General features: G+C 74.0%; 13 protein-coding genes. 6 read left to right on the top strand and 7 right to left on the bottom strand.

Features of this window, described 5'->3' with window-relative positions; genetic code table 11:
* Positions 1 to 4: 4 nt before the first annotated feature.
* Genes ABGB06_RS28610 through ABGB06_RS28600 form a run of 3 tightly spaced genes read right to left on the bottom strand, consistent with a single transcriptional unit; the run spans position 5 to position 2,819 of the window.
* A complete protein-coding gene (locus tag ABGB06_RS28610; RefSeq protein ID WP_347594598.1) occupies positions 5 to 820 on the bottom strand; it encodes an ABC transporter ATP-binding protein in 816 nt (271 codons plus the stop codon).
* Positions 817 to 1,626, bottom strand: coding sequence for an ABC transporter permease (locus ABGB06_RS28605; RefSeq protein WP_347594596.1), 810 nt, complete (start codon positions 1,624 to 1,626; stop codon positions 817 to 819). Before ABGB06_RS28605 ends, ABGB06_RS28610 begins: the two co-directional genes overlap by 4 nt.
* Positions 1,623 to 2,819, bottom strand: a complete 1,197-nt coding sequence (locus ABGB06_RS28600) for an ROK family protein (RefSeq protein ID WP_347594594.1) — start codon at positions 2,817 to 2,819, stop codon at positions 1,623 to 1,625. The genes ABGB06_RS28605 and ABGB06_RS28600 overlap by 4 nt, the downstream gene beginning before the upstream one ends.
* Positions 2,820 to 2,992: 173 nt before the next feature.
* On the opposite strand from ABGB06_RS28600, the gene argC reads away from it, so the two are divergent.
* From argC to ABGB06_RS28575, 5 genes are all read left to right on the top strand, one after another.
* A complete protein-coding gene (gene argC / locus ABGB06_RS28595) occupies positions 2,993 to 4,021 on the top strand; it encodes an N-acetyl-gamma-glutamyl-phosphate reductase (RefSeq protein ID WP_347594592.1) in 1,029 nt (342 codons plus the stop codon).
* A complete protein-coding gene (gene argJ, locus ABGB06_RS28590) occupies positions 4,018 to 5,169 on the top strand; it encodes a bifunctional glutamate N-acetyltransferase/amino-acid acetyltransferase ArgJ (protein WP_347594590.1) in 1,152 nt (383 codons plus the stop codon). Before argC ends, argJ begins: the two co-directional genes overlap by 4 nt.
* Positions 5,166 to 6,062, top strand: coding sequence for an acetylglutamate kinase (gene argB, locus ABGB06_RS28585; protein WP_347594588.1), 897 nt, complete (start codon positions 5,166 to 5,168; stop codon positions 6,060 to 6,062). The genes argJ and argB overlap by 4 nt, the downstream gene beginning before the upstream one ends.
* A gap of 94 nt (positions 6,063 to 6,156) precedes the next feature.
* A complete protein-coding gene (locus tag ABGB06_RS28580) occupies positions 6,157 to 7,347 on the top strand; it encodes an acetylornithine transaminase (protein ID WP_347594586.1) in 1,191 nt (396 codons plus the stop codon).
* Positions 7,348 to 7,361: 14 nt separating this feature from the next.
* A complete protein-coding gene (locus tag ABGB06_RS28575) occupies positions 7,362 to 7,904 on the top strand; it encodes an arginine repressor (RefSeq protein WP_347594584.1) in 543 nt (180 codons plus the stop codon).
* Between the two features lie 138 nt (positions 7,905 to 8,042).
* Here the strand turns inward: ABGB06_RS28575 and ABGB06_RS28570 are convergent, their stop codons facing one another.
* From ABGB06_RS28570 to ABGB06_RS28555, 4 genes are all read right to left on the bottom strand, one after another.
* Positions 8,043 to 9,104 carry a polyprenyl synthetase family protein gene (locus ABGB06_RS28570; RefSeq protein ID WP_347594582.1) on the bottom strand — a complete coding sequence of 354 codons (1,062 nt, stop codon included), beginning with the start codon at positions 9,102 to 9,104 and terminating at the stop codon, positions 8,043 to 8,045.
* Positions 9,101 to 10,354 (bottom strand): flavodoxin-dependent (E)-4-hydroxy-3-methylbut-2-enyl-diphosphate synthase, encoded by a 1,254-nt coding sequence (gene ispG / locus ABGB06_RS28565; RefSeq protein WP_347594580.1) that lies wholly within the window; start codon positions 10,352 to 10,354, stop codon positions 9,101 to 9,103. The genes ABGB06_RS28570 and ispG overlap by 4 nt, the downstream gene beginning before the upstream one ends.
* Positions 10,355 to 10,559: 205 nt before the next feature.
* Positions 10,560 to 11,111, bottom strand: coding sequence for a GNAT family protein (locus ABGB06_RS28560; RefSeq protein WP_347594578.1), 552 nt, complete (start codon positions 11,109 to 11,111; stop codon positions 10,560 to 10,562).
* Entirely contained in the window at positions 11,089 to 11,778 is a 690-nt protein-coding gene (locus ABGB06_RS28555) for a pyridoxamine 5'-phosphate oxidase family protein (protein ID WP_347594576.1), read from the bottom strand. The genes ABGB06_RS28560 and ABGB06_RS28555 overlap by 23 nt, the downstream gene beginning before the upstream one ends.
* A gap of 219 nt (positions 11,779 to 11,997) precedes the next feature.
* On the opposite strand from ABGB06_RS28555, the gene argH reads away from it, so the two are divergent.
* Entirely contained in the window at positions 11,998 to 13,446 is a 1,449-nt protein-coding gene (gene argH, locus ABGB06_RS28550; protein WP_347594574.1) for an argininosuccinate lyase, read from the top strand.
* The last annotated feature ends 468 nt before the right edge of the window (positions 13,447 to 13,914 follow it).

Raw genomic sequence — 13,914 nt, 5'->3', positions numbered from 1 at the left:
GGTCTCAGGCGTCCGACGCGGCCGGTGTCTGGTGGTAGACGGAGTGCCACACGTCGTTGCGGATGCGGGCGAACTCCGGTGACAGCCGGATCGCCTCGGTTCGGGGATAGGGCAGGTCGACGTCGATGGTCCGATGGACCCGGCCGGGGCGGCTGGCCATGACGATGACCCGACTGGCCAGGTAGACCGCCTCGTCGACGTCGTGGGTGATGAACAGGACCGTCCGCCGCTCCTTGCTCCAGGTCGCGAGGAGCTGGTCCTGCATCTGCACCCGGGTCAGCGCGTCGAGCGCCCCGAACGGCTCGTCCATGAGCAGCACCTGCGGGTCGACCGCGTAGGCGCGGGCGATCGCGCAGCGCTGCTTCATCCCGCCGGACAGGGTCTTGGGCAGCGCGTCGGCGAAGTCGCCCAGGCCCACCAGGTCGATGGCCCGCTGGGCGCGCCGCCGGCGCTCCTCGGCGGAGATCGAGGCGAGCCGGAGGCCGAACTCGACGTTCCGCCGCACCGTCAGCCACGGGAAGAGCGCGTACTGCTGGAAGATGACGCCCCGCTCGGGTCCCGGCCCGCGGACCGGCCGGCCGTCCAGCAGGGTCTCGCCCGCGGTGGGCTCCACCAGCCCGGCGGCCATGCCGAGCAGGGTGCTCTTCCCGCATCCCGAGGGCCCGACGACGGTGACGAACTCGCGTTCGGCGATATCCAGCGAGACGGTGTCCAGGGCCGTGAACGTCCCGGCCTTCATCGGGTAGGTCTTGACGACCTCGCGGAAGGAGATCTTGGGCGTCGCGTCGGCGGTCGGGTCGGCCGTCGTGCTCGGGTTCATCGGCGCTCCTGCCAGGAGGTGAGGCGACGCTCGGCGAGCAGCAGCAGGCGGTCCATCGCCAGGCCCAGCAGGCCGATGCTGATCAGCGCCACGAAGATGGTGGGCAGGTCGTAGTAGAGCTGGGCCTGCTGCATCCGGCGCCCCAGCCCCTCCTGCGCGGCGATCAGCTCGGCCGCGACCACGGTGGACCAGGCCGCGCCGAGGCCGATGCGCATGCCGACCAGGATGAACGGGGTGGAGGCGGGCACCACGACCTTCAGGAAGATCGTCCGGTCCCGCGCCCCGAGCACCCGTGCGGCGTTGATGAGCGTCCGGTCCACGTCCACGACGCCCTGGTAGGTGGCCACGACGCTGGAGAGGAACGCCGCCAGGAAGATCACGAAGGTCTTCGAGGTCTCGCCGATGCCCAGCAGCACGATCGCCAGGGGGATGATGGCCAGCGGCGGGATCGTGCGGAAGAACTGCACGTACGGCTCGATCAGCCCGCGGGCCACCCCGTACCACCCCATCAGGAAGCCGACGGGGACGGCGAGCCCGGTGCCCAGCGCGAACCCGGTCAGCACGCGTCTGAGGCTGGCCAGCACGTCGGTCCCCAGCGTGCCGTCGGAGATCATCTCGCCGGCCCGCTCGCCGACCGTGACGGGCCCGGGCAGGCCCTCCACCTCCGCCGCGGCGAGCGACGACCAGACGGCCAGGCCGATCAGCACGGCGACCAGGTTGAGGACGAGGGCCGGAACCGAGCGCCGTCGCCCGGTCTCCCGGGGAGTGGCCTTCGACGCGGTGTCCGGAACGGTGACTGCTGTCATGAGCGCAACCCTTCGTCGGGGTCGGGTGCGGCCGGGTAGCCGGCCAGCAGCGGCGACTCGTGCAGCACGAGGGCGATGCCGCCCAGCGCGCCGCCGATCTCGCCGAGCCGCGCCTGGCGAACCCTCAGCCGGCGCCGGATCATGGGCATGGCGTGGGCGCGGAGCGCGTGCTCCACCGGTTCGGTCAGCGCGCCGCCGACCTCGGCCACCTCCCCGCCGAGCACGACCAGATCGGGCCCCACCGTGTTGCACACGGCGGCGAGCACGAGCCCGACGTGGCCGCCCACCCGCGCCAGCAGGTCGCGCACGTCCGCGTCGCCCGCCTCCAGCGCCGCCACCAACGAGCGCAGGCTCCGCGCCCGCCCGCCGGCCTCGCGGTGGGCGTCCAGCACGCCCTTGACGGAGGCGATGGTCTCCAGGCACCCCCGACTGCCGCACCGGCACGGCCGGCCGGCCGGGTCGACGGTGATGTGGCCGAACTCGCCGGACACCCCGTGGGCGCCGCGGTGCAGGGAGCCGCCGAGCACCAGCCCGCCGCCGACGCCGTGGGACAGCCGCAGGTAGAGCACGTCCTGGCAGCCCGCCGCCGCGCCCCAGATCGACTCGGCCAGGGCGGCGAGCCGGGTGTTGTTGTCCATCAGCACGGGGACGCCGAAGCGCTTGCGGAGCACGGTGGGCACGGCGTCGAGCTGCCGGGAGGCGGCGCTCTCCTCGCCCGGGCTGCCCACGGGGCCGACGACGCCGACGCCGATCGCCTTCAGCGCCCCGAGCCGCACCTCGCCCTCGGACAGCTCGCCGATCAGCCGGTCGGCGATCTCGACGCGGCGCTGCCAGGGCAGGTCGGCGGCGTGGCCCTCGCTGGCGGAGCCGACGATCTCGTGCGCCACGTTGACGATCGCCACGTGCAGTCGCCGGTGCGCGAAGTCGATGCCGATGGCCTGCCCCGCGGCGGGGTTCAGGCTGAGGGACTCCGCGGGCCGGCCGCGTCCCCGCGCCACCCGCTCGGGCGCCGACGCCAGCACGGCGCCGTTGGCCATCAGGCCGGAGACGATGTCGTGCATTGTGGTCCGCGACAGGCCAGAACGCCGTCCCAACTCGCCCCGGCTCAGCGCCCCGTGACGGCGCAGCAGGTCGAGCACGCGCTCCTCGTGACCGCGCCGGAGCCGCGCCAGCACACCTTCCTGCTCTGCCATGCGGACGAGTGTCCGAGGCGTTCCCATTTACGTCAACAGTCCGGACAAAATCTTCATCGCGGCACACCGCTGTTCATCCGGGTTCATCCGGCGCCGGCCGGGACGAGAAGGGGATTGCATAGATCTTCTGCGCTACGTATACTCATGCTATTCGCGGGACGGAGGCATGAACGATGGCGGTGCGCGCTGCTGTGGCGGGAGCCAGCGGCTACGCGGGGGGCGAGATCCTCCGCCTGCTGCTGGGCCATCCCGAGGTCGAGACGGGCGCCCTGACCGGCGCGTCCAACGCGGGGCAGCCGCTCGGCGTGCTGCAGCCGCAGCTCGGGCCGCTGGCCGACCGGGTGCTGGAGCCGACGACGACCGAGGCCCTGCGCGGCCACGACGTCGTCTTCCTCGCCCTGCCGCACGGCCAGTCCGCCGCCGTGGCCGCGGAGCTCGGCCCCGAGGTGCTGGTCGTCGACTGCGGCGCGGACTTCCGGCTGGCCGAGGCGGCCGACTGGGAGCGGTACTACGGCTCGCCGCACGCCGGCACCTGGCCGTACGGGCTGCCCGAGCTGCCCGGGGCCCGCGAGGCGCTGCGCGGGACCCGGCGGGTCGCCGTCCCCGGGTGCTATCCGACCGCCGTCACCCTCGCGCTCTTCCCGGCGTACGCGGCGGGGCTCGTCGAGCCCGAGGCCGTGATCGTGGCCGCCTCCGGCACCTCGGGCGCCGGGCGCTCGCCCAAGCCGCACCTGCTGGGCAGCGAGGTGATGGGCGCCATGAGCCCGTACGGCGTCGGCGGCACCCACCGGCACACCCCGGAGATGATCCAGAACCTCTCCGGGGTGGCGGGGGAGCGGGTGACGGTCTCGTTCACCCCCACCCTGGCGCCGATGCCGCGCGGCATCCTCGCCACCTGCTCCGCGCGCGCCAGACCAGGCGTGACCGGCACCGCGCTGCGCGAGGCGTACGCCAAGGCGCTGGCCGCCGAGCCGTTCGTCCGGCTGCTGCCCGAGGGCCAGTGGCCCAGCACCGGAGCGGTGTCCGGGTCGAACGCCGCGCACCTCCAGGTCGCGCTCGACGAGACGGCCGGCCGCGTCGTCGCGATCAGCGCCATCGACAACCTCACCAAGGGCACCGCGGGTGGCGCGGTGCAGAGCATGAACCTCGCCCTCGGCCTCCCCGAGGATCTGGGCCTTCCCACGATCGGAGTCGCACCATGAGCGTCACGGCCGCACAGGGCTTCACCGCGGCGGGCGTCGCCGCCGGAATCAAGGAGAGCGGCGACCCGGACCTCGCGCTCGTCGTCAACCAGGGGCCGCGCCTGGACGCCGCGGGCGTCTTCACCAGCAACCGGGTGAAGGCCGCCCCCGTGGTCTGGTCCGAGACGGTGCTGGCCGGCGGCCGGGTCTCCGCCGTGGTCCTCAACTCCGGCGGCGCCAACGCCTGCACGGGACCGCTCGGCTTCCAGGACACCCATGCCACGGCCGAACGGGTGGCCGCCGCGCTCGGCCACAGCGCCGGCGAGGTCGCCGTCGCCTCGACCGGCCTGATCGGCGAGCGGCTGCCGATGGACCGGCTGCTGCCGGGCGTCGACACGGCCGCCCGGGAGCTCTCCGGGCACGGCGGCGAGAGCGCCGCCATCGCCATCAAGACCACCGACACGGTGCACAAGACCGCCGTGGTCGAGGGCGAGGGCTGGCGCGTCGGCGGCATGGCCAAGGGCGCCGGCATGCTCGCCCCGGGCCTGGCCACCATGCTGGCCGTGCTCACCACCGACGCCGACCTGGACGCCGCCGCGCTCGACCAGGCCCTGCGCGCCGCCACCCGGACCACGTTCGACCGGGTCGACTCCGACGGCTGCATGTCGACCAACGACACGGTGCTGCTGCTCGCCTCGGGCGCCGCCGGCGTGGCCCCGCCGTACGCGGAGTTCGCCGAGGCCGTCCGTGCCGTCTGCGCCGACCTCGCCCAGCAGCTGGTCCGGGACGCCGAGGGCGCCTCCAAGGACATCCGCGTCGAGGTGGTCGGCGCCGCCAGCGAGGCGGACGCCCTCGAGGTGGCCCGCTCCATCGCCAGGAACAACCTGCTCAAATGCGCCATCCACGGCGAGGACCCGAACTGGGGCCGGGTGCTGGCCGCCATCGGCACCACCGCCGCCGCCTTCGAGCCCGACCAACTGAACGTCGCGATCAACGGCGTCTGGGTCTGCAAGAACGGCTCGGTCGGCGAGGACCGGAACACGGTGGACATGCGGTTCCGCGAGGTCGGCATCACCGCCGACCTGGCCGCGGGGGAGGCGTCCGCCGTCGTCTGGACGAACGACCTCACCGCCGACTACGTCCACGAGAACAGCGCGTACTCCTCATGACGGCGACCCCGACGCGCCGGCACACGGCGCTGCCCAAGGCGCAGATCCTCATCGAGGCGCTGCCCTGGCTGACCCGCCACCACGGGAAGACCGTGGTCATCAAGTTCGGCGGCAACGCCATGGTCGACGAGGAGCTCAAGGCCGCGTTCGCCCAGGACGTCGTCTTCCTCCGGCACGCCGGCCTGCGTCCCGTCGTGGTGCACGGCGGCGGCCCGCAGATCACCGCGCAGCTCGACCGGCTCGGCCTGACCTCGGAGTTCCGCGCCGGGCTGCGCGTCACCACGCCCGAGACCATGGACGTGGTCCGGATGGTGCTCGCCGGCCAGGTGCAGCGCGAGCTCGTCGGCCTGCTGAACCGGCACGGCCCGCTCGCGGTCGGCATGACCGGCGAGGACGCCCACCTGATGACCGCGACGAAGCACTACGCCGACGTCGACGGCGAGCGGGTGGACATCGGCCGGGTCGGCGACATCACTGACATCGACATCGGCGCCGTGCGGGCGCTGCTGGACGACGGCCGGATCCCGGTCATCTCCTCCATCGCCCGGAGCACCGACGACCACCACGTCTACAACGTCAACGCGGACACCGCCGCCGCGGCGCTGGCCGCCGCCCTCGGCGCCGAGACGCTGATGGTGCTCACCGACGTCGAGGGGCTGTACGCGGACTGGCCGAACAGCGACGAGGTCATCAGCAGGCTGACCGTCAGCGAGCTGGAGAAGCTGGTGCCGGAGCTGGCCAGCGGCATGGTCCCGAAGATGCGGGGCTGCCTGCACGCCGTCAGGAACGGCGTGCGCACCGCGCGGGTCATCGACGGCCGGGTCCAGCACGCCATCCTGCTGGAGATCTTCACGGACGAGGGCGTCGGCACGATGGTCGTCCCCGACCCGTGACCGGCGCGGGCGGCAGGCGGGAACCCGGGCGCGCGGGGACCGCCGCACACGAGTACGGGGACGGGACACGGACAGGCACGAGGAGCGTGAGCTGATGAGCAACCAGGAGCTGACCACCCGCTGGCAGGGCGCCCTGATGGACAACTACGGCACCCCGCGCCTCCCGCTCACCCACGGCGAGGGCAGCCGGCTCTACGACGCCGACGGGCGCGAGTACCTGGACTTCGTCGGCGGCATCGCCGTGAACTCGCTCGGCACCGGCCACCCGGCCGTGGTGCGCGCCGTCTCCGACCAGATCGCGCAGCTCGGCCACGTCTCCAACCTCTTCGTCGCCGAGCCGCCCGTGGCGCTCGCCGAGCGGCTGCTGGCCCTGGCCGGCCGCGAGGGCCGCGTCTACTTCTCCAACTCCGGCGCGGAGGCGGTGGAGGCCGCGTTCAAGATCGGCCGGCTCACCGGCCGGGACCACATGGTCGCCACCGTCGGCGGCTTCCACGGCCGCACCATGGGCGCCCTGGCGCTCACCGGCCAGCCGGCCAAGCAGGACGGCTTCCAGCCGCTGCCCGGCCGGGTCGACCACGTGCCGTACGGCGACGTCGCGGCGCTGCGCGCGGCGGTCACCACCGACACCGCGCTGGTCATCGTCGAGCCCATCCAGGGCGAGAACGGCGTCGTCGTGCCGCCCGAGGGCTACCTCGCCGCGGCCCGGGAGATCACCCGCGCCACCGGCACCCTGCTGGTGCTCGACGAGGTGCAGACCGGCATCGGCCGGACCGGACACTGGTTCGCCGGCCAGGCGCAGGGCGTCGAGGCCGACGTCATCACGCTGGCCAAGGGACTCGGCGCCGGGCTGCCCATCGGCGCCACCATGGCCTTCGGCGACGCGGCCCTCCTGCTCACCCCCGGCCGGCACGGCTCCACCTTCGGCGGGAACCCCGTGGCCTGCGCCGCGGCTCTCGCCGTGCTGGACACCATCGCCTCCGAGGACCTGCTCCAGCGGGTCAAGGACGCGGGGGAGCGGCTGCGTGACGGAGTCTGGAGTCTGGGCCACCCGCTGGTGGACCGCGTCCGGGGTGCCGGACTGCTGCTGGGTATCGTGCTCACCGAGCCACTTGCACCGCGCGTGCAACAGGCGGCTCAGGACGCGGGACTGTTGGTGAACGCCGTCGCGCCCGACGTGGTGCGGCTCGCCCCGCCGCTGATCATCGGCGACGCGGAGGTGGACGCGTTCCTCTCGGCGCTCCCCGGCGTCCTGGACGCCGTGGATTCCGCGGCCGCGGACCGATGACCCGGAGAGGGAGCATGACAGACGAGCGGCACCACGCAGGGCCGTCCGTACCCCAGACGCGCACCGCCCGGCACCGCAGGATCGTGGAGATCCTCAACCGCCAGCCGGTGCGCTCGCAGAGCCAGTTGGCGAAGCTGCTCGCCGACGACGGGCTGAACGTCACCCAGGCGACGCTCAGCCGCGACCTGGACGACCTGGGGGCCGTGAAGATCCGGAACACCGGAGGCGAGCTGATCTACGCCGTGCCCAGCGAGGGCGGCTACCGCACCCCCAGGGCGCCGCTGGGGGAGTCGGCCAAGGAGGAGCGGATGGCGCGACTGGCCGGCGAGCTGCTGATCTCGGCGGAGGCGTCGGCCAACCTGGTGGTGGCCCGCACCCCGCCGGGCGCCGCGCAGTTCCTCGCCTCCGCGATCGACCAGGCCGAGCTGCACCACATCCTGGGCACGATCGCGGGCGACGACACCCTGCTGTTGATCAGTCGCGAGCCCACGGGCGGTCAGGCGCTCGCCGAACACCTGCTGCGTCTGGCGCAGAAGGAGAAGGAGGGCGAGGCCTGACGGCCCCGGGCGGGTCGCGGTGGTGGACGGAACGGTGGCCCGGCGGGGCCTGACGGATCCGACGGAGGGCTTGGGGCTTATGCGGTCCTGTGTGCCGACGGGCCGGGCGGGCCTGACGGGCCGGACGGGACCGACGGGCTAACGGTCGCGGCGGACGGCGAACCGGGCCAGGGCCGCGAGGCGCGCGGCCGCCGGTCCCTCGGGGCTCGCCGCGCGCAGGCAGGAGAGCGCCCGGCCGAGCTGCTCCTCGGCCATCTCCTCGGCCCACGAGCGGCCGCCGGCCTCCGCCACCAGCGCGGCGAGCAGCGCGACCTCCTCGGCCCGCGCCTGGGCGTCCTCGGGCGGCTCGGGGCGGCCGTAGAGCTCGGCGAGACGGCTCCCCGCCGCCGTGCCGGAGTCCAGCGCGGCGACCACCGGCAGCGACTTCTTCCGGCTGGACAGGTCGGCGCCGGCCGGCTTGCCGGTGACCGACGGATCGCCCCAGATGCCGAGCAGGTCGTCCGCCAGCTGGAAGGCCATGCCGAGGTGGAGGCCGAACCGGCGCAGTTCCTCGGTCTGGTCCGGCGAGCCGCCGCCCCACAGCGACCCCAGAGCGCAGGAGCAGGAGAGCAGGGCGGCGGTCTTCCGCTCGGTCATCGCCAGCGACTCGACCAGCGTGACGTGCGAGCGCTCCTCGAAGCTGAGGTCCGTCTGTTCCCCCTCGATCAGCAGGGTGGCGGCCTCGCTCAACCATCGGATGCCGGTGTCGGTGCGCGGCCAGACCGGCCGGTCGGCCAGCACCCGGCTGGCGTGGATGAGCAGCGCGTCCCCGGCGAGCAGCGCCGCGGAGGAGCCGAACACCGTCCAGGCCGTGGCCCGGTGCCGGCGGGTGGTGTCGCCGTCCAGGATGTCGTCGTGCAGCAGCGAGAAGTTGTGCACCAGTTCCACGGCGACCGCGGGGACCAGCGCGGCCTCGGCCGAGCCGCCCACCGCCTCCGCGCAGCCGAGCACCAGCGCCGGCCGCAGCGCCTTGCCGGCCGGCGCGTCGTCCGGGCGCCCGGCGCTGTCGGTCCAGCCGAAGTGGTACGAGGCGACGCGGGACACCGGGGCGGGCAGCCGGCCCACCCACTCGCGCAGCGCCGGGTCGACGAGGGCACGGGCGCGGTGCAGGGCCTCCCGCGCGGTGCCGCGCTCCCCCTGGGTCTCGGGCGCGGTGGTCATGAGCGGACCGCCCCCTCGACCGCCGTCGCGCCGTTCCCCGCCCCGGCCGGCCGCCGCGGGCCCGGCGGATCCCCGGTGTCCCCGCCACCTCCGTCCCCGCCGTCCCCTTCGCCCCCGTTCCCGCCGCCCTCGGCCTCACCGGCTCTGTCCGCGGCCTCCTCGGTCAGCCGGAGCGCCTCCTCGACGAGCGCCTCGACGATCCGGGCCTCCGGCACGGTGCGCACCGTGCGCCCGCGGACGAAGATCTGGCCCTTCCCGTTGCCCGAGGACACCCCGAGGTCCGCCTCCCGCGCCTCGCCGGGGCCGTTGACCACGCACCCCATCACCGCCACCCGCAACGGGTGGGGGAAACCGTCGAACGCGGCGGCCACCTCCTCGGTCAGCCGGTAGACGTCCACCTGGGCGCGCCCGCAGGACGGGCACGAGACGATCTCCAGCGAGCGTTCCCGCAGGCCCAGGGACGCCAGGATGCCGAGCCCCGCCTTCACCTCCTCCACCGGCGGCGCGGACAGCGAGACCCGGATGGTGTCGCCGGTGCCGTCGGTGAGTAACTGGGTGAAGGCCACCGCGGACTTGATGGAGCCCTGCAGCAGCGGCCCGGCCTCGGTGACGCCGAGGTGCAGCGGATAGTCGCACCGCTCGGCGAGCTGCCGGTACGCCGCGACGACGGTGGCCGGATCATGGTGCTTGACGGATATCTTCAGGTCGGTGAAGCCGTGTTCCTCGAAGAGCGAGCACTCCCACAGCGCGGACTCCACCAGCGCCTCCGGCGTGGCTCTGCCGTGCTTGGCCAGCAGCCGCGGGTCGAGGGAGCCGGCGTTGACGCCGATGCGGATGGGCACCCCGGCGGCCGCGGCGGCCCGGGCGATCTCCCGCACCTGGTCGTCGAAGCGCCGGATGTTGCCCGGGTTGACCCGCACCGCGGCGCAGCCGGCGTCGATGGCCGCGAAGACGTAGCGCGGCTGGAAGTGGATGTCGGCGACGACGGGGATGCGGGACCGCTCGGCGATCGCCGGCAGCGCGTCCGCGTCGTCCTGGGAGGGCACCGCGACGCGGACGATCTGACAGCCCGCCGCGGTGAGTTCGGCGATCTGCTGGAGCGTGGCGTCGACGTCGGCGGTGACGGTGGTGGTCATGGACTGCACGGAGACGGGCGCGCCCCCGCCCACGGGGACCCCACCCACCATGACGCGGCGGGTGGTGCGACGGGCGGGGGCGGGCGGGGCGGGCATGCCAAGGCTGACGGACATCGCGGGACTCCCTCGCAGGATGATCGTCCGCTCAGCTTGGCCTCCCAACGCACGTGCAGGAACGGCGCGTTCGAGTTCCGGTTCACGCCGGAGGCGCACGGCGCACGGCGCGTTGAGACGGCTCGGGGGAGCTGACCTGGCGTTACTTTCCGGCCACTGCTCGACCCGGTCGCCGCACAACCCGCGCACGGATCACCCGTGTGGGTTATCCCTCGCGGCGCAGCCACTCATCGGCGAGCACCGCCCACACCTGGAGATCGTGCCGCTCGCCCCCCATGGCGAACACGCTCCGCAGCGTCCCCTCGTGCGTCATCCCGAGGCGCCGGGCGACCGCGATGCTCGGCGCGTTCGCCGGGCTGACCAGCCACTCCACCCGGGACATCCCGCGCTGCCTGACCGCCCAGTCGGTCATCACCGAGGCGGCGCCGGTGACCAGACCCCGGCCCTGCGCCTCGGGGGCCAGCCAGGCGCCCAGCTCGCACGATCCCTGGTCGATGTCGAACAGGCGGAAGATCATCCCGCCCACCAGTTCGTCACCCAGCCAGATGCCGTAGATCCGACCGCGGTCGGCGGCCTGCCGGTCGGCGTAGCCCTGCAGGAAGGACCGGGCCGAGTCGACGTCCGTCACGGCGTGGGCCCAGGGCAGCCACGGCGTCAGGTGCTCCCGCACCCGGTCGGTGTAGGCCGCCAGCAGGGGCGCCTGCCAGGGTTCGAGGGGACGCAGTTCCGCGCCCTCACCCAGGGAAGTCGCCAGCATGTTCGCCTCCAGGATCGCTGGTCGTCCGGCTCGCGGCCGAGGGTAGATCACCGTCCTCGGCCGGCTCGCACCGGGTCCCGGCGGGGGCTGGCGGCAGCGGCAGCGGCAGTCCCGGCAGGCCGTCCATGCTCGTTGCCACGTGCGGCTTCCTGGTGAAGTAGGCGTCCAGCGACTCGTCCGTCTCGCGCGCGAAACGGGAGGCGTGCAGGGGTCGGTCGCCCCGGTAGTCCAGGAACGGCACGGCGTAGCCGCAGGTGTCACGGACCAGTTCGGCCGTGACCACGATGATCGCGCGGAGGCCGTGGCGGTAGGGCTCCTCGGCGTCGGGGAAGCGCGCGAGCAGCTCGCCGAAGCGGGCGTCGTCGCGGAACACCGGCTCGCCCCGGCCGTGCACCCGGACGATGGTGGGCGGTCCGTCGAAGGCGCACCACATCAGCGTGATGCGGCCGTTCTCCCGCAGGTGGGCGATCGTCTCGGCGTTGGAACCGGCGAAGTCGAGGTACGCCACGGTGTGCTCGTCCAGCACGACGAAGGAGCCGGTCACGCCCTTCGGCGAGAGGTTGACGGTACCGTCGCCGGACAGCGGTGCGGTGGCGGTGAAGAACACGGGCTGGCGCTCGATGAACTCCCGCAGCCTGCCGGCTATGCGTTCGTATGTTTTCCCCATCTGGGCAGTATGCGACGCTGGTCCGGGGGAGAGGCGCCTGGGGGCGGCGACCGCGGTTTGACTCGTCATGCAGAGCGCTGCATACTTATTCGCGTTCCTGCATGTTTCCCGAGGAGGCCCCGTGCCCGAGCGCGTCGTACTCGCCCACTCCGGCGGACCGGACACCACCGTCCGCGTCGGCCGGATCGCCAGCACGCGGGGCCCGGTCCGGTGAGCGACGTGCGGCACGAGGAACCCGAGGGCGGCGCGGGACCGGGCGACGTCCGGCTGTGGGGCGGACGGTTCGCGGACGGTCCGGCCGCGGCCCTGGAGGCGCTCAGCGCCTCGGTCCACTTCGACTGGCGGCTGGCCCCGTACGACATCGCGGGCTCCCGGGCGCACGCCCGGGTGCTGCACCGCGCCGGGCTGCTGACCGAGGACGAGCTGACCCGGATGCTCGCCGGGCTCGACCGGCTCGAGGCGGACGTCGCCGACGGCTCGTTCACCGGCACCGTCGCCGACGAGGACGTGCACACCGCCCTGGAGCGCGGGCTGCTGGAGCGGCTGGGCCCCGAGCTCGGCGGGAAGCTCCGCGCCGGCCGGTCGCGGAACGACCAGGTGGCCACGCTGTTCCGGATGTACCTGCGGGACCACGCCCGGATCGTCGCCGGCCTGCTCGCGGACCTCCAGGAGGCGCTGGTCGGCCTGGCCGAGGCCCACCCGGACGTGGCCATGCCGGGCCGCACCCACCTGCAGCACGCCCAGCCGGTGCTTTTCGCGCACCATGTGCTCGCGCACGTCCAGGCACTGGGGCGGGACGCGGAGCGGCTTCGGCAGTGGGACGCGCGGACCGCCGTCTCGCCGTACGGTTCCGGCGCGCTCGCCGGCTCCTCGCTGGGCCTGGACCCGGAGGCGGTCGCCGCCGACCTGGGCTTCGAGGGCGGCTCCGCGGCCAACTCGATCGACGGCACGGCGTCCCGCGACTTCGTCGCCGAGTTCGCCTTCATCACCGCGATGATCGGCGTGGACCTGTCGCGCATCGCGGAGGAGGTCATCATCTGGAGCACGAAGGAGTTCTCCTTCGTCACGCTCCACGACGCGTTCTCCACGGGCAGTTCGATCATGCCGCAGAAGAAGAACCCGGACATCGCCGAGCTGGCGCGCGGCAAGTCGGGTCGCCTGATCGGGAACCTGACGGGCCTGCTGGCGACGCTGAAGGCGCTGCCGCTGGCGTACAACCGGGACCTCCAGGAGGACAAGGAGCCGGTCTTCGACTCCTGCGACCAGCTGGAGGTGCTGCTGCCGGCCTTCACCGGCATGCTGGCCACGCTCACCGTGCACCGGGACCGGATGGGCGAGCTGGCGCCGGCCGGGTTCTCCCTGGCCACCGACGTGGCCGAATGGCTGGTGCGGGAGGGCGTGCCGTTCCGCGACGCCCACGAGATCGCGGGGGAGTGCGTCAAGGTCTGCGAGGCGGAGGGCATCGAGCTGGACCAGCTCACCGACGAGCAGTTCGCCAAGATCTCGCCCCGGCTCACCCCCGAGGTGCGCTCGGTGCTCACGGTGGCGGGCTCGCTGGCCGCGCGCTCGGCCCGCGGCGGCACGGCACCGTCCGCCGTCGCGACCCAACTCGCCGAGGTACGCGAGTCGCTGCGGGTCCAGCACGCCTGGGCGACAGCCCGGGCCTGAACGACGCCGACCGGGCGCGAAAGCCGGCTCCCCCGCTCACCGAGACAGCCCGGGCGCCGTCCCGCGCGTGCCGCTCCACCCGTACATCCCACCCCGCCGCGCCCAGCGACCCGGCCCCGAAGGGTTGCGGGGGTGGCCTGGCCGGGACGGCCCGGTGTGCGGGCCGGTTGCCTGGTGCTGCTTGGCCGACCGGCGGCCGGCCGCGGGGCCGAGAGGCAGGCGCCAGCCGCGCCCGGGCGGCACGAACGCCGGCTGGTCACGCTGGCCCTGCCGGGCGGACCCTGTGTGGCGGCCGTGCCACCGGTGATGACCTCGGCCGACGTGGCCCGGGCACGGACGCCGGCCGCCCGAGGGTCGCCCAGGCCGGGATGGTCCGGCCACGCACGCAGGCCGGGTCACGCTGGCTCCGCAGGGCGGCGCCGGCCGGGGGGGCCCCGCGCCGCTGGTGGTGGCGCTCGACGAGTGGTC

This window comes from Streptomyces sp. B6B3 (genome assembly GCF_039871525.1).
Classification (GTDB): domain Bacteria; phylum Actinomycetota; class Actinomycetes; order Streptomycetales; family Streptomycetaceae; genus Streptomyces.
Note: the sequence above shows the minus strand (reverse complement) of the source record. Positions and strands in the feature narration are given on the sequence as shown.

Excerpts from the sequence above, each read along its gene's own strand:
- ABGB06_RS28610 (WP_347594598.1), bottom strand. The coding sequence starts at position 820 with ATGAACCCGAGCACGACGGCCGACCCGACCGCCGACGCGACGCCCAAG.
- ABGB06_RS28605 (WP_347594596.1), bottom strand. The coding sequence starts at position 1,626 with ATGACAGCAGTCACCGTTCCGGACACCGCGTCGAAGGCCACTCCCCGG.
- ABGB06_RS28600 (WP_347594594.1), bottom strand. The coding sequence starts at position 2,819 with ATGGCAGAGCAGGAAGGTGTGCTGGCGCGGCTCCGGCGCGGTCACGAG.
- argC (WP_347594592.1), top strand. The coding sequence starts at position 2,993 with ATGGCGGTGCGCGCTGCTGTGGCGGGAGCCAGCGGCTACGCGGGGGGC.
- argJ (WP_347594590.1), top strand. The coding sequence starts at position 4,018 with ATGAGCGTCACGGCCGCACAGGGCTTCACCGCGGCGGGCGTCGCCGCC.
- argB (WP_347594588.1), top strand. The coding sequence starts at position 5,166 with ATGACGGCGACCCCGACGCGCCGGCACACGGCGCTGCCCAAGGCGCAG.
- ABGB06_RS28580 (WP_347594586.1), top strand. The coding sequence starts at position 6,157 with ATGAGCAACCAGGAGCTGACCACCCGCTGGCAGGGCGCCCTGATGGAC.
- ABGB06_RS28575 (WP_347594584.1), top strand. The coding sequence starts at position 7,362 with ATGACAGACGAGCGGCACCACGCAGGGCCGTCCGTACCCCAGACGCGC.
- ABGB06_RS28570 (WP_347594582.1), bottom strand. The coding sequence starts at position 9,104 with ATGACCACCGCGCCCGAGACCCAGGGGGAGCGCGGCACCGCGCGGGAG.
- ispG (WP_347594580.1), bottom strand. The coding sequence starts at position 10,354 with ATGTCCGTCAGCCTTGGCATGCCCGCCCCGCCCGCCCCCGCCCGTCGC.
- ABGB06_RS28560 (WP_347594578.1), bottom strand. The coding sequence starts at position 11,111 with ATGCTGGCGACTTCCCTGGGTGAGGGCGCGGAACTGCGTCCCCTCGAA.
- ABGB06_RS28555 (WP_347594576.1), bottom strand. The coding sequence starts at position 11,778 with ATGGGGAAAACATACGAACGCATAGCCGGCAGGCTGCGGGAGTTCATC.